Source organism: Streptomyces sp. NPDC052701, assembly GCF_040678355.1.
Lineage (GTDB): Bacteria > Actinomycetota > Actinomycetes > Streptomycetales > Streptomycetaceae > Streptomyces.
In genome coordinates this window covers 73,061-94,225 of record NZ_JBFATO010000025.1, presented here as the reverse complement: position 1 = coordinate 94,225, position 21,165 = coordinate 73,061, and the positions used below count along the sequence as shown (strand labels likewise).

Genomic DNA, 21,165 nt, shown 5'->3' with positions numbered 1-21,165 from the left:
GAAATCCTTCCTCACTGTCTCGACGACCGCGATCATGTTCCACCCTCACCCTGCCAGAAAATCCACACCCACGGCTACCTGTATCCCGAGAGAATCGCGGACGCCTCATGCATCAGTTCCTTCGCCATCCGGTCCGGATGACGGTTCCTCCAGTTTTCCCATGATGTGCCACGTGCCCATTGGTTGAAAGCCCCCAGCGCCGGACCGGTGTGGATCTGAACGTTGGGCCGATCGGCATCGGCGTCCATGAACGACAGCCGGCTGCTGTAGCCGTAATACCAGCGGAAGAGCAGAGCCAGGCGCCGCTTCGGGCTGCGCTCGGCCCGCTCGATCTCCGACTCACGGCCCGTCTTCCGCAAGTGCTCACAGGTTTCCCGCCACACGTCCTCGACGCTCTTCTTGAAGTAGGCGTCCTGGATCTGCGCCCGGGTCTCCTGCGGTATCTCCTCCCACGACTCGTAGCTCTTGTACAGCGCGTGCAGCCGCTTCGCCCGGGCGGGGAACAGCACACCCTTCTTCAGCACCTGGACCAGGGCGCCGATCTCGAACATGTCGCCGGCCGGGCAGTAGTCGGTGTCCTGCACGTCGATGGTCTGCAGCCAGTCCTTCACCGCGTCGCCGATGCGGGCCTCGACGGTGCACTGGTTGATGGAGCCGGTCATGACGAAGTCCGCGCCCATGGCGAAGGCGGCGGCGACCGCGTGCGGCGTCCCGATTCCGCCGGCGAGCCCCAGACGGATCTTCTCGCCGTACCCGAACTCCCGTGTCATGCGCAGCCGCAGGCTCTGCATCGACGGCAGCAGCACGGTCGACACCCCGCGGTCGGTGTGGCCCCCCGAATCGGCTTCCACGGTGATGTCCTGAGCCACCGGAACCCTCCGGGCCAGCGCGGCCTGCTCGCGGGTGACCCGGCCCTCGGCCACCAGCCGCTCGACGACGGCCTCCGGCGCCGGGCTCATGAACTCGCGCGCCACCTCGGGCCTCGACACCTTGGCGACGATCCGCGTGTCACGGGCGACCCCGCCTCCCGGGCGGGGGCGCAGCCCCGACAGGTGGAACAGGACCAAGGCCGGGGTGACCTTGATGAAGGCCGACGCCTCGATGACGCGCACGCCCTGGGCGAGCAGCATCTCGACGTTGGCCGTCTCCCGTGCCGGGTGCTGGAGGTCGCACAGCAGATTGACTCCGAAGGGCCGGTGGGGCTCCAGGTGCCGCCGGATGTGGGCGATGTCGTCCGCCACCCGCTCGGGGCTAAGGCCGGCGGCTCCCAGGAATCCCATGAAGCCTGCCCGCCCCATGGCGACCACCAGCTCCTTCGAGGCGATCCCCCGGTACATCGACCCCGCCAGATAGGCGTAGTGGACGCCGAGGTCCCGGCGGAAGGAAGCACAGCCGAGCCGCTCCGACGCGTCCTCGTCGCGTTCTCCCGCCGCGCTCATCGGGTGTCCCTCGCCTTCTGGTGACGGGTGGCCCATGCCTTCGCCACGGGGAGACGCCTGCCGCGCCCGCCGGAGTAGAGCAGCTTGCAGAACGACCGCACCGTGGTGAGCGCCGCCGGGTCGCCGAGCATTACGAAGTGGTTGGCCGAGTCCACGTCGATCTGGTGGAAGTTCGGCAGATGCCGCTGCCACCGCGCCCAGTAGACGGCGTCGTCCAGGACCGTTGCGTCCTCCTGCGTGGAGAACAGCGGTTCCATCTCCCCGTAGAACCGGCCGCTTCGGTTGCGGAAGTAGAAGCAGGCGACCGACTCCGGCCGGGGCAGCGGGGCGATGTCGTAGTCCAGCAGTCCATAGGCCTCCTGGACCGCCAGATTGCGCAGCACCCTGGCGCGGAGCGTTCGCGCGTCACCCTTCAGCCCGCGCCGGCGCGCGTGGGTGAGCATCTGTTCGAGCAGGGCGTCCTCGTCCTGGTCCCAGTCGATCTCGCGAACGGACACCAGCGTGTCGGCGAAATCCTTCGGAGCCGGCTTCGACGCGGCGAACAGCAGGGCATTGACCTGCTGCAACAGCATGTCGGGGCGCGACATGGTCACCTCCCCCACGGTGTCGTCGTAGGTGTCCACCATGACGATGCTCTCGACCGTCCCGTCCTGCTCCTGGAGCCGACGGGTCACCTCGTAGGCCAGCAGGCCGCCGAACGAGTAACCGCCGAGGTCGTAGGGGCCCTCGGGCTGGACCGTGCGGATGATCTGGGCGTAGTGCGCCGCCAGCGCCGCGATCCCGTGCAGCGGCTCACTGTTCGTCATCCAGCCGCGGGCCTGGATCCCGTAGAAGGGCCGCTCGACGCTGTCGGTGAGCGACGCGTAGACCTCCACCCCGCCGAGCCCGCCGTGGAACCAGAAGACGGGCCGTCCCTCGCGGGCAGCGTTGAGGTGGACGACCTCCGGGATGCGCACCGGGGCGACAGGTGACGCCGCTCCGGCCCCGGCGGGCGCGCCGGCCCCGGACCCGAAGCGCCGCACCAGGTCCCGGGTCGTCCGGCATTCGCTCAGCGAGCGGAGATCGGCCAGGGGGTCGGCTTCGGTCCGCAGCGCCTGGAGCAGTTGCGTGGCGTGGAGCGAGCCGAAGCCGAGATCCTCCAGCGGCGTCGCGAGGTCGAATTCGTCCGTGCGCATCCCCAGCACCTCGGCGACGGCGGCCGTGATCCGGTCCGCGGCCGCGCCGGCCGGGGCAGCGGGCGGCAAAGGGGCGGCCACCGCGGGTGCGGCCGTCGGCGGATCGGTGACCGCCGCGGGTGCGGCCGCCGGCGGATCGGTGACGGCCGCCGGAGCGGTGATCGCGGTCGTGGCGTCGCCTCCCCGGGGTGTGGGCACCCAGTACCGCTTCCGGTCGAACGGGTAGCCCGGCAGCGAGCGCAGCAGCCGCGGGCGCCGCTCGCCGTGCCGCACCGACTCCCAGGGCACCGTCCCGCCCCGCGTCCACAGCAGGGCCAGCTTCTCGAGGTGGTTCTCGGCCAGCAGCTCGCGGACCAGCGCCTCCCCGGCCCGCCCGCCGAGCAGCAGGTCGAGGTCGGAGCCGTCGCGTCCCACCTGGCCGGTGAACAGGGGTACGGGGGCGCTCCCCTCGGCACCGTCGAGGTAGTGGGCCAGGCCCGCGGTGAGCTCTTTCAGGTTCCCCGCGACCAGCGCCAGCCGGGAGTGCATGGCCTCGCGTCCGCAGCGCAGGGTGTGGGCGACGTCCTCGAGCGGCAGGTCCGCCCGCGCGGACAGGAACTCCAGCAGCCGGCTCGCGGCGGCTCTCAAGCGGTCCTCCGTGCGCGCGGAGAGGACCACGACCTGCGGCGCCGGATCGGCGTCCCGGGGCGCCGGTGCGGCGGCAGCGTCGGCCCCGGGCTCCGCCACGTACTCCTCCACGACCAGGTGGGCGTTGGAGCCGCCCGCGCCGAAGGAGTTGACGGTCGCCCGCAGCGGGTACTCCCGTTCCTCGCCGTCGAGGTCCACGACGGGCCGCTGCCACGGCTCCGCCTCCCGCGGGAGATAGAACGCGGTGCCCGCGAGCTGCACCCCCGGGTTGAGCCGACCCTTGGTGGTGAAGGGGACGAGTCGGCGGTGCGCGAGCTGCAGGACGACCTTGCTCAGCTGGGCTATGCCCGAGGCCGCCTCCATGTTGCCCAGCGTGGACTTGACCGTGCCGATGGCGCAGAACCGCTCATCGCGGGTGTGCTCACCGAAGGCGTCGCGCAGCGCCGCGAATTCGATGGCGTCGCCCAGCTGGGAACCGTTGGCCGACACCTCGGCGTAACCGATCGTGCGCGGGTGGATGCCCGCCCGCTCCAGGTTCTCCGCGATCAGCCGTCCCTGCCGGGCCGGGCTGGGCACCATGGGGCCACTGGTACGGCCCTTGTGGTTGGTCGCGCTCGACCGGATGACGGCGAGTACCTCGTCCCCGTCGCGCACGGCGTCGGCCAGCGGCTTCAGCAGGACGGCGCCGACGCCCTCCGCGGGGATGAAGCCGTCCCCGTCGAGGAGGGCGCGGCTGCCCGGGTCACTGCCGGTGAGGCCGGTGAGGCTGAGCCCCAGGTACTTCTTGGGGTGCAGGGAGAGGTTGACGCCACCGGCGATCATCATGTCGCTGCCGCCCCTGCGCAGTTCCTCGCAGGCCATGTGGATCGCGACCAGTGACGAGGAACAGGTGGTGTCGATCGCGAGGCTCGGCCCCTGCAGGTCGAAGAAGTGCGAGACCCGGTTGGCGATGGCGCTGTAGCTCATCACCGACGTGATCGACTCGTGCACGAGGTCGGACGACAGCAGCTGGTAGTGCTGGTACATCGCGCCGACGTGGACGCCGACCCGGTTGCCGTGCGCGTCCCGCAGCCGGTCCCTGGTGTAGCCGGAACTCTCCAGCAGGGTCCAGACGCACTCCAGGAACAGGCGCGTCTGCGGATCCATGATCGCGGCTTCGCGCGGTGAGACGTTGAAGAACGGTGCGTCGAAGTCGGCCGCGCCGTCGAGGAATCCGCCCCACCGGGTGGGGTTGCCGCCGGGCCCGTTCCGGCCGGAGTCGTCGGAGGGGTGGTGCTCCCAGCGGTCCGGGGGCACCTCCGTGACGCAGTCACGTCCCGTGACCAGGTTCTCCCAGAACTCGTCCAGGTCCCGCGCGCCCGGGTAGCGGCCGGCGAGTCCGATCACGGCGATCGCGTCCTCGCGGGTCGCGGGCCGCACGGTCGCGGCGGGCGCCGGGATCGCGGCCGGCACCGGGACCGCGGCGGGCGCCGGGGGCCGTACGGCGGTGACCGCGGCGTCGGCCTCGGGCGCGGCGGACGGGCCGGGCTCGCCGGGGACGCCGACGACCGTCCGGACCGCGGCCGGGTGGGCCTGGAGGAAGTAGGCGCTCAGCTCGTGCAGGTTGCGGTGCTCGAAGAAGAGCGTCTTCGACAGGGAGCCGAAGTCTCTCTCCAGTCGGTTGGTGAGGGAGAGTGCCAGCACCGAGTCGATGCCGAACTGCTCGAAGGGCGCCGCCGCGTCGATCCGGTGACCGGGCACCTGGAGCACCTCGCTCAGCGTCTGCCGGAGCCGGGCGACCAGAGCGGTGCGCACCGGGTCGGCGGCGCCGCCCGTCGCCTGCCGGGTTGGACCGGCCGCCGGGCCGCGCACCGGGCTGTCGCCCTCGCCAGGGCCGTCCACCGGAACGGCCGACCGCGGCGGTGCGGGCCGGACCGGCTCGGGCGACGCCGGCCGGCCCAGCACGGCACGCCGGATCCGGTCGGCGTCGCCGGCGACGACCAGGATCTGGCTGTGCGGCGCCTCCAGTGCGGCGTACAGGGCGCCCAGGCCGGCGCCGGTCGGCAGGGGCGCCATGCCCAGCCGCTCGCGCATCATCGCCTCGGTGCCGGGGTCCACCCGCATTCCGCCCTCGGCCCACAGCGGCCAGTCGACCGACACGGAGGCTCCCGAGCGCTCACCGCGGTCGACCAGCCGGCGCCGGTGGTGCGTGTAGGCGTCCAGGAACGCGTTGGCCGCCGCGTAGTCGCTCTGTCCGGCGTTGCCGAACACCCCTGCCGCGCCGGAGAACGACACCAGGAAGTCCAGCGGTACGTCCTTGCTCGCCTCGTCCAGGTTCACCAGGCCGGCGACCTTCGGCGCGAGGACGGCGCGGCACTCGTCGGCGGTCTTGCCGCGGACGAGGCCGTCGCGGAGCACCCCGGCCGCGTGGACGATGCCGTGCAGGGCGCCGTGCTCCCGCAGGATGCCGTCCACCAGGGACCGCACGTCGGCGGCCCGGGTGACGTCCACCCGCGCGTGGCGGACGTCGGCTCCCCGGTCACGCAGCGCGTCCAGGACGGATCGCTGTTCGGGTCCGAGCGGTGAGCGGCCCGCCAGGACGATCGTGACGTCGCGCACCCCGGCCATGTCCCGTGCGACGAGCGTGCCGATGCCGCCGAGTCCGCCCGTGACGAGGTAGACCCCGCCACCGCGCCAGGGCGCGCGGGCCGGCGCCGGCGTGTCGTCCTCGCGCCAGCCGAGCACCTCGGCGCGGTCGGCCCGGAACCGCAGGCAGGCCGCGTCGGGATACCGGCGGGCCGCGGCGAGCCGGGACATCGTCCGCTCGGCGGTCTCGGCCGGGTCGACGACCACCACCTGCGGCAGCAGCCCCGGCTCCTCGGCCTGCGCCGATCTCAGCAGCCCGAGCAGGCCGCGGGTGGTGCCGAGTCCGGTCTCGTCGGGCACGACGAGCTGGATGCGGACTCCGTGCCGTACGCCCTCGGCCATCAGGCGCCGCAAGTGGTCCAGCGCCTGGACGGTGTACTCGGTGAACCGCTCCGCGATCCCGGTTGCGCCGGAGGTCAGCCGCAGCGGCCGCGCCGCCGGATCCCGCCGGGCGAGGAGTTCGCCGAGGTCGGGCAGGTCGGGCAGGAGCACGACGCGTTCCCGCGGTCCGGTGTGCGGCTCGCCGGCCGGCACGGCTTCCCGCCAGACCGGCAGGAAGCGGACGCAGGACACCGCGTCCGGCCCGCTCCCGCCGCCGACCTCGCCCGCCAGGACGCGGTAGGACATGCCACGGATCCGGACGCGGACCCGTCCTTCGTCGTCGCAGAGGTCGATGTCGAGCTTGAAGACCGTCCCGTCCGCCCGGGAGCCCGCGCCGAAGCGGATCCAGGCCCACATCGACTCCGGGCAGCCGCCGAGCACTTCGAGCTCGTCCAGGCCGAACGGGAGGGAGGGCTTCATGCCGGACACGTCGAGGGCTTCGGCCGCGCCGGTCGCGAGACCGATGCCGAGCGAGGCCTGCAGGGTCGCGTCGAGCAGGCTGGGGTGCAGGACGAACGTCTCGCGGGCCGCGCGGACCGAGCCGGGCAGGACGAGGCGGGCCAGGATCTGGCCGCGGCCGATGTGCAGCCGCTCCAGACCCCGGTGCGAGGGGCCGTAGCGGAACCCGATGGCCTCGTACGCGCGGTACAGCTCGGCCGCGGTCAGCTCCGCCCGGTCGCACGCGGCGCGGAGGGCCGGGACGTCGAGCCGCCCCGGCGTGCACGCCTTCCGCACCACCTGCCCCTGGCTGTGCACCACCGGGGCGGTGCCGTACGCCGGGCCGGGCGTGCCGGTGATCTCGTAGTCGGCCTCGGCGGGCCCCGTGGGCGTGAGGGACGTGACGAGGGTGACGGGCTCGGCGTCCACGGCCACGGGCCGCGCCCACACCACGTTGCGCAGGGCGACGTCGCCGTCGCCGGGCCCGGACGCCCCCAGGGTGAGGGCGGCGGCGGCCCGCGCCATCTCCAGGCAGGCGACGCCCGGCAGCACCTTCCGGCCCTTGACCACGTGGTCGGTGAGGAAGTGCTCCTCGCCGGTGAACCGTGTGCGGTAGCGCCGGGCGGCGAAGTCCGAGACGTCCTCGTGCAGCAGCGGGTGCGGTTCGGCCGAGCCGGGCCGGGCCGGGGTGAGCGCCCGCTGCTCGGGCGCCCAGTACCGGTCCCGGGCGAACGGGTAGGTGGGCAGCGGTACGCGGGTGTGGTGGCCCGTGGCGAAGAGTGCGGCGTAGTCCAGGTCGTAGCCCTGGACGTAGAGGTCCGCGACGGTGCACAGCGACTCGGCGCGCGAGGCCGGGTCGGTGGCGGCCCGCCGCAGGCGGTCGTTGCCGAGGTCGCGCAGCGCGGCCCGCTCCTCGATCCCCTGCGCGGGGACCTGGCCGGCGCTCAGCCGGGGGCCCCGGCCTCCGTCGAGCCAGGTGCGCAGGGTCCGGACCAGTTCCGCGCGGTCGCGTACGACCCAGGCCAGCCGGTGCGCCAGGTGTCTGCGGCCGAGCAGGAGGGTGAAGGCGATGTCGCCCGGGTCCAGGCCGGGCCGCTGCTCGCAGTGGTCGACCAGTCGCTCGGCCTGCTCGACGAGTTGCCCGGCGGTGGCCGCGGAAAGGGTGACCAGGTGCGCGGTGGGCGCGGTGGCGGGGCGGACCGCGCCCGGGGCCTCCTCGAACACGATGTGGGCGTTGGTCCCGCTGACCCCGAAGGAGCTGACCGCGGCACGTCGTGTGCCGTCGCCGCCGGCGGCCCAGGGGCGGCTGACCGTGTTCACGTAGAAGGGGCTGTCGGACAGGTCGATGTGCGCGTTCGCCCGCTCGAAGTTGATCGAGGGCGGGATGGTCCGGTGCTCGAGCGAGAGCAGGACCTTGATGGCTCCGGCGACACCGGCGGCGGTGATGGTGTGGCCGAGGTTGGACTTGACCGAGCCCAGCGCACAGTAGTCCCGTCGGTCGGTGTACCGGCGGAAGGCCCGCTTCAGCGCCCGGTACTCGATCGGGTCGCCGAGCTCGGTGCCCGTGCCGTGCGCCTCCAGCATCTGGATGTCGTCGGGGCGGATGCCGAAGGTGTCGTAGACCGAGGTCTCCAGCCGCTCCTGGGACGCGGCGCTCGGCGCGGTGATCCCGTTGGAGGCACCGTCCTGGTTGATCCCGGAACCGCTGATGACGCCACGGATGTGGTCGCCGTCGGCGAGCGCGTCGCCGAGCCGTTTGAGGACGAGGACGCCGACGCCCTCGCCGGGCACGAACCCGTCGGCCCGGTCGTCGAAGGTGTGGCAGCGGCCGCTCGGGGAGAGCATGCCGGCACGGCCCGCCAGCACGTAGAACTGCGGCGTGCACTGCAGGGACACGCCGCCCGCCAGGGCCATCTCGGTCTCCCCGCCCCACAGCCCCTGGCAGGCGAGATGGATGGCGACGAGCGAGCTGGAGCAGGCCGTGTCGACGGCGATCGCCGGGCCCTGGAGGTCGAGGTGGTACGAGATGCGCGCCGGCATCGCCGACAGCGCGTTGCCCCACATGGACTGCGGGGGCGCCCCGGCGCCGAACAGCTGCGCGTAGCCGCTCTCCTGGCAGCCGACGTAGACGCCTACGCGCCGCCCGCGGGTACCGGAGCCCGCGTGGCCGGCGTCCTCCAGGGCTTTCCACGACTCCTCCAGGAAGAGCCGCTGCTGCGGATCCATGTACGTGGCCTCGACGCCCGAGATGTTGAAGAAGGCCGGGTCGAAGCGGTCGATCCCGTCGATGAAGCTGCCGCGTTCGCAGCCCCGCGCGTCGGCCGCTTGGTAGCGCGACAGGTCCCACCGCGAGACGGGCCCGGTGAGGTCGTCGCCCTGGGCGAGGTGCTCCCAGAGCTGCTCGACGCCGGCCGAGCCGGCGAACCTGCCGCTCATGCCGATGACGGCGATCGGTTCCCGGTCCGGGGCGCCCGCGGCGGTCCGCTGCGCGTTCGGCCCCGCGTGCGGCCGGGCGGCCCGCCGGGTCCCGGCCGAAGGCGGTGCGACCTCCTCGGGCGCGACCCGCTGCCCGGCCGTCCGCGGTGCAGCGGGTTCGGCAGGTGCGGCCGGCAGCGGTCGCGGCACCGGTGCCGCCGGGAGCGCGTGGTCGACGATGTACCGCGCCAGCCGGCTGACGGAACCGTGGTCGAAGAGGTCGGTCGTGGCGAGGTCGGTGCCGAGCGCCCGGTTGATCTCCTGGATCAGCCGCACACCGATGATGGAATCGACGCCGTAGTCCATGAAGGCGTCATCCACGCCGATCTGTGACCGGTCGAGCTTCAGCGACCGTCTCAGCTGCTCGAAGACCGCGTCCCTGACGTGCTGTTCGGTCACCTCGCCGGAGGCGGCGGCCTCCTGGGCACCAGGCCGGTCGGGGGCTTCGCCGACCGTTTCCCCCGTCGGGGCCGTCGGGGCCGTCGGGGCCGTCGCGCCCGCAGCCTCCTGGGCCGCCTGCCGGACGACGCCGTCGCTTTCCGCGGCGATCACCTGGTAGCCCAGCTCGTGCAGCCGCCGCGCCGGGAAGGACACGGAGTCGAATCCCTCGTCGTCGAGCACCTCCTCCCAGGTGTCCGGGGAGAGACCGGGACCGCCCGGCATGCGCAGTTCGCCGTCCTCGTAGAGCCACCAGCCGTCGAGGAGGCCGAACGTCAGGTGCGTGAAGAGCGAATGGGAGGAGAGCTCGTTCGCGAGCAGAACTCCGTGCCGCTTGAGCGCGCCCTTGGCGTTGCGCAGCGTCCGGCGGATGTCCTTCGTGGCGTGCAGCACGTTGGTGGCCAGGACCAGGTCGTAGGAACCGGGGGTGATGCCCTGCCCGGCCAGCGGTTGCTCGACGTCGAACAACCGGTAGTCCAGGTAGGGGTGGCGCGGCCCGTACTCCTCCTGCGCGTACATGAGGAAGGACTTCGACAGGTCCGTGTAGGAGTAGGTCTCGACCTGCGCCGCGAAGGGCTCCAGCCGCTCCAGGACGGTGACGCTCCCGCCCCCGGTGCCGGCGCCGATCTCCAGGATGCGGACGCGGGCGGCCGGGTCGGCGCGCACGATCTCCCGCACCACGGCGGCCGCGGCGTCCGCGAGGATCCCGTTGAAGCAGTCGGAGAGGGGGTTGTCCCGGTAAATGGGCTCGACCAGCTCCATCGACGAGCCGGGGAACATCACGTCGGTGGCGAGCACCTCGCCGCGCAGGATGCCCGGCAGTGCCCGCAGCGTGGCGTCGAGCAGCGTGAAGCGCGCACGCCGGCCGGTGTCCCCCCGCGCGCCGGCGCCGTGCTCCTCCCACTGTGACCACGCGGCGGGGCCGTCCACCCGCACCGCCGGGACCGGCCGCGAGGGGGAGCCGCTCAGCAGCCCGTCGGCGCGCAGCCGGCGCACGGACTCGTCCAGCCAGCGCCGCAGTCCGCCGGGGAGCGGGGGCGCGGCCGCGTCGGAGAACTGCCCCGCGCTGGTGAGCTGAAGCAGCAGCAGGCGGCTCAGCAGGCCCTCGTCCAGGTCGGCGGCGGCACCAGGCGATGCGCCGGCCGCGGGGCCCGTCGTAGCGGCCTGCTCACGGCACAGGCGGCGCAGGGGAACCGGCGTGCCTTCGGGCGCCATCGTGATGGATTCGCGCCGAATGTCGTTCAGCATGTCAGGAATTACCCCCGTGGGCCTTGATCAGCCCGAGTTGGTCGAACGTGCCCGAAAGGAGGACGTCGAGAGCCGCCATGCCGTCCGCGGGCTCGATCGAGCCGGCGCCAGCCTTGTGCATGCGCTCCCGGTACTCGGGGGCGGCGACGACGCCCACGGTCCCCCAGTAGCCCCAGTTCATGGTCTTGACAGGTATGTCCAGCTCGTCGGCGAGGCGGTGGGCGTAGGCGTCCTCGAACACCGATCCCGCCACGTAGTTGCACTGCCCCGAAGCCTTCAGGAACGAGTTCATCGAGGAGAAGAAGAGGAGGAAGTCCAGGGGCTCGCCCGTGAAGACCTGGGCCAGTCGGACGCTCACGTCGACCTTGGCCGTGACCGCGGCGCGGAAGCGCTGCTCGTCCATGCGCTCCAGGCTCTGGTCGAGCAGCACGATCGCCGAGTGGATCACGCCGTGGACGACCGGATGGGTCCGCTTGATGTCCTGGTACGCCCGCTCCAGCGCCGCCCGGTCGGTGGCGTCGGCCCGCACGTACCGCGGCCGGGGACCGAGCTCGCCCAGGCGGCTCAGCTTGGCCCGGATGGACTCGTCCTCCTCCCTCCGCCCGATCCACACGACCTGCGCCCCGTAGGCGCGGATCACGTGCTCGGTCCAGGCCTCGCCGATGCCCCCCGCGCCGCCGATGACGACGTAGACGCCGCCCTGCCGGTACACCGCCCGGCGGCTGTGCTCCGCGGCGGTGTCCCGCACGGGCACGAGGGTCTGGCGGTACCAGCGGGAGCGGCGGTAGGCCCACACGCTGCCGCTCTCCTTGCGGGGCAGCGCGAACAGCTGCGCCACCGGCCAGTCCCGGTCCGGGTCGAGGTCGGCGAGGCGCACCGTCCAGCCCGGGTACTCCTTCGCCACCGAGCCGAGCAGTCCGTGCAGACCGGCGTGGGCGGGGTCGACGCGGTCCGTCCGCCGGACCCGCAGGGTCCGCTCGGTCACGATCGTGACGTCGAGCGGGCGGCGGCCGTACCCCAGCCCCAGCAGCGCCTTCAGTGTGCGGAAACAGGCGTACAGGCCGGCCTCCTGCGCGTCCACCAGCGCGTCGGCCGCGGCGTCGGCGGCCGTCTCCCGGGGAGCCAGCCAGACCAGGTGTCCGAGGGATTCGCCGATGGCGTCGAGCTTCGCGGCGATGGTCTCCACCGTGTCCGCGGTATCCAGCGGCAGGTGCCGGGCACCCGGGTGGACGACGCCGATCCGCTCCCGCTGTTCCTCGGTGCCGCCGATCACGACGACCCGGCCGGCCGGGCGGGTGACGTCCTGCGGCACGCGCGGCGGGACCGCGTCCCAGACCGGCGCCAACAGGATGTCCGTACCGCCCGGGGCCTCGCCGTCGGGCCCGGTCCGCGCCTGCTCCCGCGCGGTGGCGTCGGGATCCGGTGCCGACGGGGACGCGTCGGGCCGCCGGGACGCCGGGGCGGCGTCGAACCAGCAGCGCTCCCGCGCGAAGGGGTACGTCGGCAACGGGACCCGGCGGGGCAGGGCCCCCTCGGACAGTCGCGCCCAGTCGACGGGTGTTCCACCGACCCACGCCGCGGCCAGCCGTTCGGCCTCCGGCACCGACACCGCGCCGTCCGGACCGGCCTGCGGCACCAGTGCGGCCCGGGCCGCCCGGCCCGGCCGGTCCTTGCCGGCCAGACCGGTGAGGACGCCGTCCGCGGCGCCGTCCTCGGCGTACCGCGTCAGGGCCTCCAGCAGCTCTCCCGGCGTGGCGGCCACGACCGCCAGCCGCCGTGTCATGGCTTCCCTGCCCTGCTGCAGGGTGTGGGCGACGTCCGCCAGGGCCTGCGACGGGTGGGCGCTCAGGTGCGCGGCGAGGCGGGCGGCCGACGTCCTCAGCTGCTCCTCGCTCCTGGCCGACAGCACGAAGACCTGGGGGCCGCCGACCGGCCGTTCCGCGGCGTCCCGCGCGAACTCCTCCACGACGAGGTGGGCGTTGGTACCGCTGAAGCCGAAGCCGCTGACGGCAGCACGTCGCCGGGAGGCCGGTTCGGCCTTCCACGGCGAGAGCTCGGTGTTCACCCGGAACGGGGAGCTCTCGAAGTCGAAGTGCTCGTTGGGCCGGTCGAAGTGCAGCGTCGGCACCAGCTGCTCGTTCCGCATGCACAGCAGCACCTTCTGGATCGAGGCGATGCCGGCGGCGGCCGAGGTGTGGCCGAGGTTGCTCTTCACCGAGCCGATGGCGCAGTACCCGGTTTCGTCCGTGTGTTCCCGGTAGACCGTCGCCAGGGCTTCCAGCTCGATCGGGTCGCCCAGCTTGGTCCCGGTGCCGTGCAGTTCGGCGTACGTGATCCCGGCCGGGTCGATGCCGTGCCGGTCGTAGACGTCGCGCTCCAGTTCCCTCTGGCTCGCGCCGCTCGGCGCGGTGATGCCGTTGGTCCTGCCGTCCTGGTTGATGCCCGAGCCGATGACCACGCCGTGGATGTGGTCACGGTCGCGCACGGCGTCGTCGAGGCGCTTGAGGACGAGCGCGCCGACGCCCTCGCCCGGCACGAACCCGTTCGCGCTGTCGTCGAAGGCCTTGCAGCGCCCGTCCGGGGACAGCATTCCCGCGCTGGACATGCCGAGGTACGCGTCTAGGCTCAGGTAGAGGGTGACGCCCCCGACCAGGGCCATGTCGATCTCGCCGCTGCGCAGGGCCTGCGCCGCCAGATGGGTGGCCACCAGAGAAGACGAACAGGCCGTGTCCAGGGCGATGGCCGGGCCCTTGAGATCGAGGAAGTAGGCGATGCGCGCGGCGGTGATGGCGTTGCTGCCGCTCGTGGCCGCGGCGCTCGTCGCACCGCCGTGCCGCTGCATCAGGGCGCCGTACTCACTGCTCATGATGCCGAGGTAGACGCCGCACTTGCGGCCGCTCAGCGAACGGGGGTCGTAGCCCGCGTCCTCGAACGCGTGGTACGCCTCCTGGAGGAACAGCCGCTGCTGCGGGTCCATCGCCTCCGCCTCCGCGGGCGGGATGTTGAAGAACAGCGGGTCGAAGCTCTCGATGTCGTCGAGGTGCCCCATCCACTTGCAGGTGACCTTGCCCTCCACGTGGGGACGCGGGTCGTAGTGATCGGCGACCCGCCAGCGGGACTCGGGGACCTCGCCCACGCAGTCGCGGCCGTGCGCGAGGTTGTCCCAGTAGTCGTCCAGGGTCGCGGACCCCGGGTACCTGCCGGACATGCCCACCACGGCGATGGCGCCGGCCGGGCGGGCATGCGCCTGCGGCGGCTCGGCGGCGGACTCGGCCCGCGTTGCGCGCTCGGCCGCGGGCGCCGACTCGGCGACCCTGACCGGCTCGGGCTCTTCGGTCTCGGCCGGCGCGGGCGCGGGCTCGGGCTCACGCTCTTCGATCTCGGCCGGCTCGGGCTCGGGCTCGGGCTCGGGCTCGGGCTCGGCAGCAGGCTCGGTCACCTCACGAAAGGGGCGCCCCTGAGGGGCGCCTCCTACGGACAGCTCCCGGGCGATGTAGGCCGACAGCTCCACCACGGTGGGGTGGTCGTAGAGCCGGGTCACCGGCAGATCGAGTCCGTAGCGCTTGTTGATCGCGTTCATCCACTCGACGCCGACGATGGAGTCCAGGCCGATGTCGGTGAACTTCGTGTCCGGGTCGACCTCTTCCTCCAGCAGGTACAGGGCCTCGGCGAGGCTCGCCGCCAGCTCGCGGACGAGACTCGCCTGGTCCGGAGCGGCGGGCCCCGGAGGGACGAGCCGTCCGGGCGTCGGCCCGGGCGGGGCTGCCGGGGCGGGGCGCGAGACGCCTTCCGCAGGGGCCGCCGCCGCGGTGGTGTCGGCCGCTTCGGCCGGCGCGTCCAGCACCGGGAGCGAGCCCGGCGCGGCGGGTCGCGCGGGCGCCGCGTCACCGCTGCGCCCGAAACCTGCGTCCAGCGGGGCCAGCCCGATGCCGCGGGGCTTCGGGACGGCCCGCGTGCCAGGGACGGCGCGAGGGGCCGGGCGAGGGGCCGGGCGAGGGGCCTGCGTCTCGCGGATCGCCGCGTCCGCGTCCCCCGCCGGCTCGGCCGGTCCGGCTGCCGTGGCCACGCCGGGGCCGGCCGTCGGGGCGCAGGTCCGGGCGCCGTCGTTCATCCAGAACCGTTTGCGGGCGAACGGGTAGGTCGGCAGGGAGAGCCGGCGCGGCAGCGCGTCGGGGTAGTAGCTGCGCCACGGCAGGTCCAGCCCGCTGGTCCACAGTTCGAGCAGCTTGCCGAACTTCCGCTTGTCCACCCAGGCCGCGATGGTGCGCTCCATGTCCTCGTCCTCGACCAGGACGGAGACGACATCGCGGGAGCGCCTGCCGCGACCCCGGTACGTCCCGGCGTCGTCCTCGCCCTCGACGAAGCCGTCCAGGCGGGCCGTCAGTTCGGCCGCCGAGCCGGCGAGGAACGCCAGCCGCTCGGCCATGTGCTCCCGGGCCACCTGGAGAGTGGCCGCGACAGCGGGGACGTCGGCGTCCTCGATCCGCTCCTCGCGCACCCAGTCCAGCAGACGCCGGGCCTGCTCGCGCAGTTGCTCTTCGGTCCTCGCCGAGAGCACGATGACCGATCCGAGCGGCCAGTGCGCCGGATCCTCGGTCGCCGGCGGCTCCGGCGGTATGTACTCGCCCACGATGACATGGGCGTTCGATCCGCCGGCCCCGAACGACGAGACGCCGGCCAGACGCGGGTACTCCCGGGGCCCGTCGGGTGTGTCGATCACCGGCCGCCGCCACTCCGCCGGCTCCCGCTGCACCCGGAAGGGCGTGTCACCGAAGTCGATGTGCGGGTTCAGCGTCTCCGAGTGGAGCGAGGGCGCCAGGCGGCCGTGCGCGAGTTGCAGCAGCACCTTGGTGAAGGCCGAGATGCCCGCGGCGCTCTCGGCGTGTCCGATGTTGCTCTTGACCGATCCGATCGCGCAGAACTGGCGGTCGTCGGTGTGGCGGGAGAACGCCTTGGTGAGGCCGGCGATCTCGATCGGGTCCCCGAGCGAGGTGCCCGTACCGTGTGCCTCGACATAACTGATGGTGCGCGCGTCGACCCCCGCCCTGTCCAGGGCGCGGGCGACCACGTCGGCCTGGGCGTTCGGGTTGGGGACGGTGTAGCCGTTCGTGCGGCCGCCGTGGTTCACCGCGGTCGCCTTGATCACTCCGAGGATGCGGTCACCGTCGGCGACGGCCCGGTCCAGCGGCTTGAGCATCACCGCGCCCACCCCCTCGGCGGGCACATAGCCGTCGCCGCCCTGGCCGAAGCTCTCGCAGCGGCCCGTTCCGGACGCGAAGCCGGCCTGTCCCAGCAGGAGGTACTTCGCGGGGTGCAGGGACAGGTTGACACCGCCGGCGATGGCGACCTCGCAGTCGCCCGTCTGCAGGCTCTGACAGGCGAGGTGGAGGGCCGTCAGGGACGAGGAGCACATCGTCTTGACGGTGAGGCTCGGTCCCTGCCAGTCGCCGAAGTAGGAGACGCGGTTGGCGATGTTCGCGGCGTTGCCCGGAACGGCCCTTCCGGCGGCCAGGGCCTGCTCGGTCGCGCCGTAGAGCTGGTACTCGTCGTACATGGAGCCCACGAACACCCCGACGTTGCCTCCGGCCCCGTGCGGCGCGGGCGCGGACAGGTCCTGGCGCGTGTATCCGGCGTCCTGAAGTGTCTCGTAGACGCACTCCAGGAACAGGCGTTCCTGCGGGTCGGTGAACTCGGCCTCCCGCGGGGATATGTTGAAGAACAGCGGGTCGAACCGGTCGACGTCGTCGAGGAAGCCGCCCCACTTGGAGTTCGTCGTCCCCGGCCGGGAGCGGTCCGCGTCGTAGTAGGCGCCGGCGTCCCAGCGGTCCCGGGGGATCTCGGTCACGCTGTCCCGGCCCTCCGCGAGATTCCGCCAGAACGTCCGCAGATCGGGTGCCTGCGGGTAGCGCCCGGCCATTCCGATGACGGCGATCTCCATGGCGCGCCGGGCGGATCCGGTCCCCAGCGCGCGGTGCGCCTGCCCGGCCGCGGTCACCGCCGCCGCCCGACCGGTGACGGCGGACGCGGTGGACGGCTCCGCTGGCGCGGGTGCCGGGGCGGGGGCGGATGCCGGCGCGGGGGCGGTTGCGGGCGCCGCTGCCGGGAGCGAGGGCGCCTCGGCGGCCGGGGCGGTCCCTCTCAGCTCCCGCAACCGGTCCTGGTAAGCCTCGATGAAGTACCGGCTCAGCTCCTTGATGTTCCGGTGTTCGAAGAACAGCGTCTTCGGCAGGTGTCCGAAGGAGGCCTCCAGCCGGGCGGTGAGGTTGAGGGCCTGGATCGAGTCGATGCCGTAGCGCTCCAGGCGGCTGCCTGGCTCGATGCGCCGTGCGGGCACCTTCAGCACCTCCGACAGCAGCGAGGTGAGGTACGCGACCGTCCACTCCGCCAGGCCGTCGTCCCGGACCGCCGCCGGGGCGAGGGGAGTTCCTGTGGTCACCGGTGCCGTGTGTTCTGTGGCCTGCTGCATCGTCAGCGCCTTCCTGATCCGGTCCGTGTGCCCAGCGGCGACGAGTACCTGGTGGTGGTCGGTGTGCAGGGAGCGGCCGAACGCCCCGATCCCGGCGCCGCGCTCCAGCGGGAGGATGCCGAAGCGGTCGCGCAGCATCGCGCGGGTGCCGGCATCGGCGCCCATGCCGCCCTCGGCCCACAGCGGCCAGTTGACCGAGAGGGTGCGGCCAGAACGGCGTCCGTCGGCCACGAGCCGTTGGCGGTACTCGGCGAACGCGTCCATGAACGCGTTCGCCGCCGCGTAGTCGGCCTGACCGACGTTCCCCGTGACGGCGGCACCGGAGGAGAAGGCCGCGAAGAAGTCCAGATCAAGGTCCTCGGTCGCCTCGTCGAGGTTCACCAGGCCACTCACCTTCGGGGCGAGCACCTCGCGGAACTCTTGTTCGGACTTCCTCAGGATGAAGTCGTCCTCGATCACCCCGGCGCTGTGGACGATCCCCTGGATGGTCCCCGCCGTGCGCCGAATCCTGTGCACCAGAGCCCTGACCGCGGCCCGGTCGGTGACGTCGACCGCTTCGTAGGACACCTTCGCGCCCGAAGCCCCGAGTTCTTCGAGGACCCGGCGCGACCGTTCCGTCTCGGGGGAACGGCCGACGAGGACGAGCCTAGCGTCCCGCGCCTGCCGGGCGATCTCCTCGGCGAAGACGCGGCCGAGGCCGCCCATGCCGCCGGTGATGAGGTAGACGCCTCCGGACCGCCACGGCGGACCGGGCGGCTGCGCCGGAAACTCCTCGGCCCAGGTGAGCACCTCACGCGTGTCTCCGCGGAGCCTCACGGTGGCGTCGACGGAATGGCGCCGCTCCTTCGCCAGGAGACCGAGCCGTGCCGCGACCGGTGTCCCCGCCCCCATGACGACGACCTGTCCGGTGATCCGCGGGTTCTCCGCGGCCGCGGTCCTCAGCAGCGCACCGAGACCGGTCAGCACCCCTGACTCCGGCCGGTCGGTCAGCACGATCTGCAGGACGTACGTCGTCTGCGTGCCGTCCCGCAGCAGCTCCCGCACTCTGAGGAACACCTGCACCGCGTAATCCGTATAGCGGGCGTCGAGCGTCGCGGCCCGGGAACCGAGCGTCACCACCTCGCAGTCCGGATCCGCGGCGCCGTCCGCGAGAGCGCCGCTCTCGGCGAACACCACGGCCCGCCCGCCGGTGACGGGGACGGCCGCGTCGGACAGCGGTCTGCGCTGCCAGCGCGGGGAGGCGAACACCGGTTCGTCCGCGGACGCGTTCGCCGCCTCGGCCGTCACCTCCGGATGCAGCGCTCGTATCGACAGGCCCCGGACGCGTACCCGGACGCGTCCGGCGTCGTCGCACAGATCGAGGTCGAAGGTGCGGGTGGTCCCGCCCACCGTGTCGCGGGTGCCCCGTCGGGCCCAGACCCAGAGGGCGTCGCCCGGCGCGGCGAGCACCTCGACCCGCTCCACCCCGAACGGCACGAACGCGGTCCGTCCGGCGTCCGGCTCACCGGCCATCAGGCCCGCGCACGTCTGGAAGGCCGCGTCCATCAGGCTCGGCGGCAGACAGCAGCCGTCCGCGTCGACGCGCGCCGTCTCCGTCAGCGCCACCCGGGCGAGCACCTGGGAGTCCCCGAGGAGCAGGTGGTCGATGGCGCGGAACGAATCGCCGTACTCGATCCCCGCCGACCGGAACGCGGGATAGATGTCCGTCGCGTCCCACCGCCGTTCACCGCACGCGGCCCGCAGCCGCGCGAGGTCCACGGAGGCCGGCGCCGCCTCGCACGGCGCCACCGATCCCGTGCACAGCTCGACGCGCTCGGCCTCCTCGCCGCCGACGGACATCCGGAAGCCGGCCGCGTCCGCGGAACCGGGCTCGATCACCACGTGCAGGTCGCGCGGCTGATCGTCGACGCGCAGAGGCCGGATCCAGACCACGTCCGAGAGGGCGACGCCGGCGCTGTCCGCCACGGTCGTGCCCCTGGAGTCGGCCGCCGCCGCGAGTGCCACCTCCAGGTACGCGGCTCCGGGCAGCGTCGGAACCCCGTGCACGAGGTGATCCCTCAGGAATGGCTCCGCTCCGGTGAAAGCCGACCTGTAGTGCCGGCCTTTGGACCCGGAGGTGTCGCGGTGCGGCAACGGATGGAGCGCGGCGGACGCCGACGGCCGCACGGGACCGGCGGGCGCCTCGGGGCTCGCGGGACCGGCGGGCGCCTCGGGGCTCGCGGGACCGGCGGGCGCCTCGGGGCTCGCGGCCACCCAGTACCGCTCCTTCGCGAACGGGTACGTGGGCAGCGGGATCCGGAAGGGCCTGCGCGGAGCGTGGACATGGGCCCAGTCGACGGCAAGGCCGCCGGCCCACTCCCGTGCGACACGGCGCCACGCGCGGGCGGAGACCAGCGAGCGGACCAGGTCACGGTCCTCCTCGCTCTGCTCGTCCCAGCGCGGCGACTCCGCTGCCCGGCCGCGGAACACCTCGACCGTGTCGTCCAGCCCCAGATGGGTCCTCAGTCCCCGGGCCACCCCGTCGAGGGAGTCGGCGGTGAAGGCCAGCCGGCAGTCCAGCGCCGCCCGCCCCACCTGGAGCGAGAAGGCCAGGTCGACCAGGTCGAGCCGCGGCTGCTCCTCGACGAAGGCCAGCAGATCACGTACGCGGGTGTCCAGCTGTCCTTCCGACACGGCCGACAGGACGATCACGACAGCCGACGACGCGGCCTGTTCGCTCGTGTCACGCATGGCGATACTCCTCCAGCACCACGTGGGCGTTGGTTCCGCTGAATCCGAAGGAACTGACGGCGGCCCGCCTCAGCTCGTGGCCGCTTTGCGCCTCCCAGAACTGCAGGTCCCTGCTGACGGTCAGCGGGCAGTCGTCGGAGTCCAGCAGCTCGTTGGGGGTCTCGACGTGGAGGGACGGGACGAGCAGGCCGTGGCGCAGACCGAGCAGCGCCTTGTGCATGCCGGCGACGCCCGCGGCGGCGGAGGTGTGCCCGATGTTGCTCTTCACCGAGCCGATCGCACAGGCCCTCGGGGCGACTCCCCGCTCACGGTAGACGGTGCTCAGGGCGTCGAGCTCGATCGCGTCCCCGAGGGTCGTCCCCGTGCCGTGCGTCTCGACGTAACCGATGGACGCCGCGTCGATGCCGTACCGGTCGTAGACCGTACGGAACAGTTCCATCTGGCTGTTGGCGCTGGGAGCCGTGATGCCGTTGGTCTTGCCGTCCTGGTTCGTACCCGACGCCAGAACCACGCCGTGGATGTGGTCGTGATCGGCTTCGGCGTCACTCAGCCGCTTCAGCACCAGGGCTCCGACGCCCTCGCCCGGCACGAAGCCGTCGGCTCCCTGGTCGAACGACCGGCACTTCCCCCGGGCCGACAGCATCCGCGCTCCCGACATCCTGACGTAGGTGCCCGGGAGCAGGTACAGCGAGACGCCTCCGACCAGGGCGATGTCGATCTCACCACTGGCCAGAGCCTGTTGAGCGAGGTGCAACGCCACGAGGGAGGACGAGCAGGCGGTGTCGAGGGCGATCGCCGGGCCCTTGAGGTTGAGGAAGTAGGCGATGCGTGCGGCGGCGATGGCGTTGCTGCTGCTCGTCGCGACGGTGTCTTCCCGACTGTCGTTGCCGGACACCAGGAAGCTGTACTCGTTGCCGCTGATGCCCAGGTATACACCGCACTTCGTCCTGTTCGTCGACCCGGGGTCGTAGCCCGCGTCCTCGAAGGCCCGGTACGCCTCCTGCAGGAAGAGCCGGTGCTGCGGGTCGATGCCTTCCGCTTCGGCCGGGGAGATGTTGAAGAACAGCGGGTCGAAGCAGTCCGCGTCCTCCAGGTGGCCCATCGCGTTGCAATAGGTCTTGCC

General features: G+C 72.8%; 4 protein-coding genes (1 of these 4 running past the window's edge). All 4 read right to left on the bottom strand.

The window, feature by feature from the left end:
- Positions 1-74 precede the first annotated feature (74 nt).
- Tightly spaced (at most 1 nt apart), the 4 genes in view from AB0L29_RS24965 to AB0L29_RS24950 form a layout consistent with a single transcriptional unit that may run on beyond the window.
- Positions 75-1,439, bottom strand: coding sequence for a PfaD family polyunsaturated fatty acid/polyketide biosynthesis protein (locus AB0L29_RS24965; RefSeq protein ID WP_365829978.1), 1,365 nt, complete (start codon positions 1,437-1,439; stop codon positions 75-77).
- Positions 1,436-10,846 (bottom strand): SDR family NAD(P)-dependent oxidoreductase, encoded by a 9,411-nt coding sequence (locus AB0L29_RS24960; protein ID WP_365829977.1) that lies wholly within the window; start codon positions 10,844-10,846, stop codon positions 1,436-1,438. The genes AB0L29_RS24965 and AB0L29_RS24960 overlap by 4 nt, the downstream gene beginning before the upstream one ends.
- Before the next feature lies 1 nt (position 10,847).
- The gene (locus AB0L29_RS24955) at positions 10,848-20,042 is read right to left on the bottom strand and encodes an SDR family NAD(P)-dependent oxidoreductase (protein ID WP_365829976.1); all 9,195 of its coding nucleotides are present in this window, start codon (positions 20,040-20,042) and stop codon (positions 10,848-10,850) included.
- Positions 20,035-21,165 carry the 3' portion of an SDR family NAD(P)-dependent oxidoreductase gene (locus tag AB0L29_RS24950; RefSeq protein WP_365829975.1) on the bottom strand. Its footprint extends 7,440 nt past the window's final position, so the window shows 1,131 of its 8,571 coding nt (coding positions 7,441-8,571); its start codon lies beyond the right edge, outside the window — the gene reads right to left on this strand; its stop codon occupies positions 20,035-20,037. The genes AB0L29_RS24955 and AB0L29_RS24950 overlap by 8 nt, the downstream gene beginning before the upstream one ends.

Excerpts from the sequence above, each read along its gene's own strand:
- AB0L29_RS24965 (WP_365829978.1), bottom strand. The coding sequence starts at position 1,439 with ATGAGCGCGGCGGGAGAACGCGACGAGGACGCGTCGGAGCGGCTCGGC.
- AB0L29_RS24960 (WP_365829977.1), bottom strand. The coding sequence starts at position 10,846 with ATGCTGAACGACATTCGGCGCGAATCCATCACGATGGCGCCCGAAGGC.
- AB0L29_RS24955 (WP_365829976.1), bottom strand. The coding sequence starts at position 20,042 with ATGCGTGACACGAGCGAACAGGCCGCGTCGTCGGCTGTCGTGATCGTC.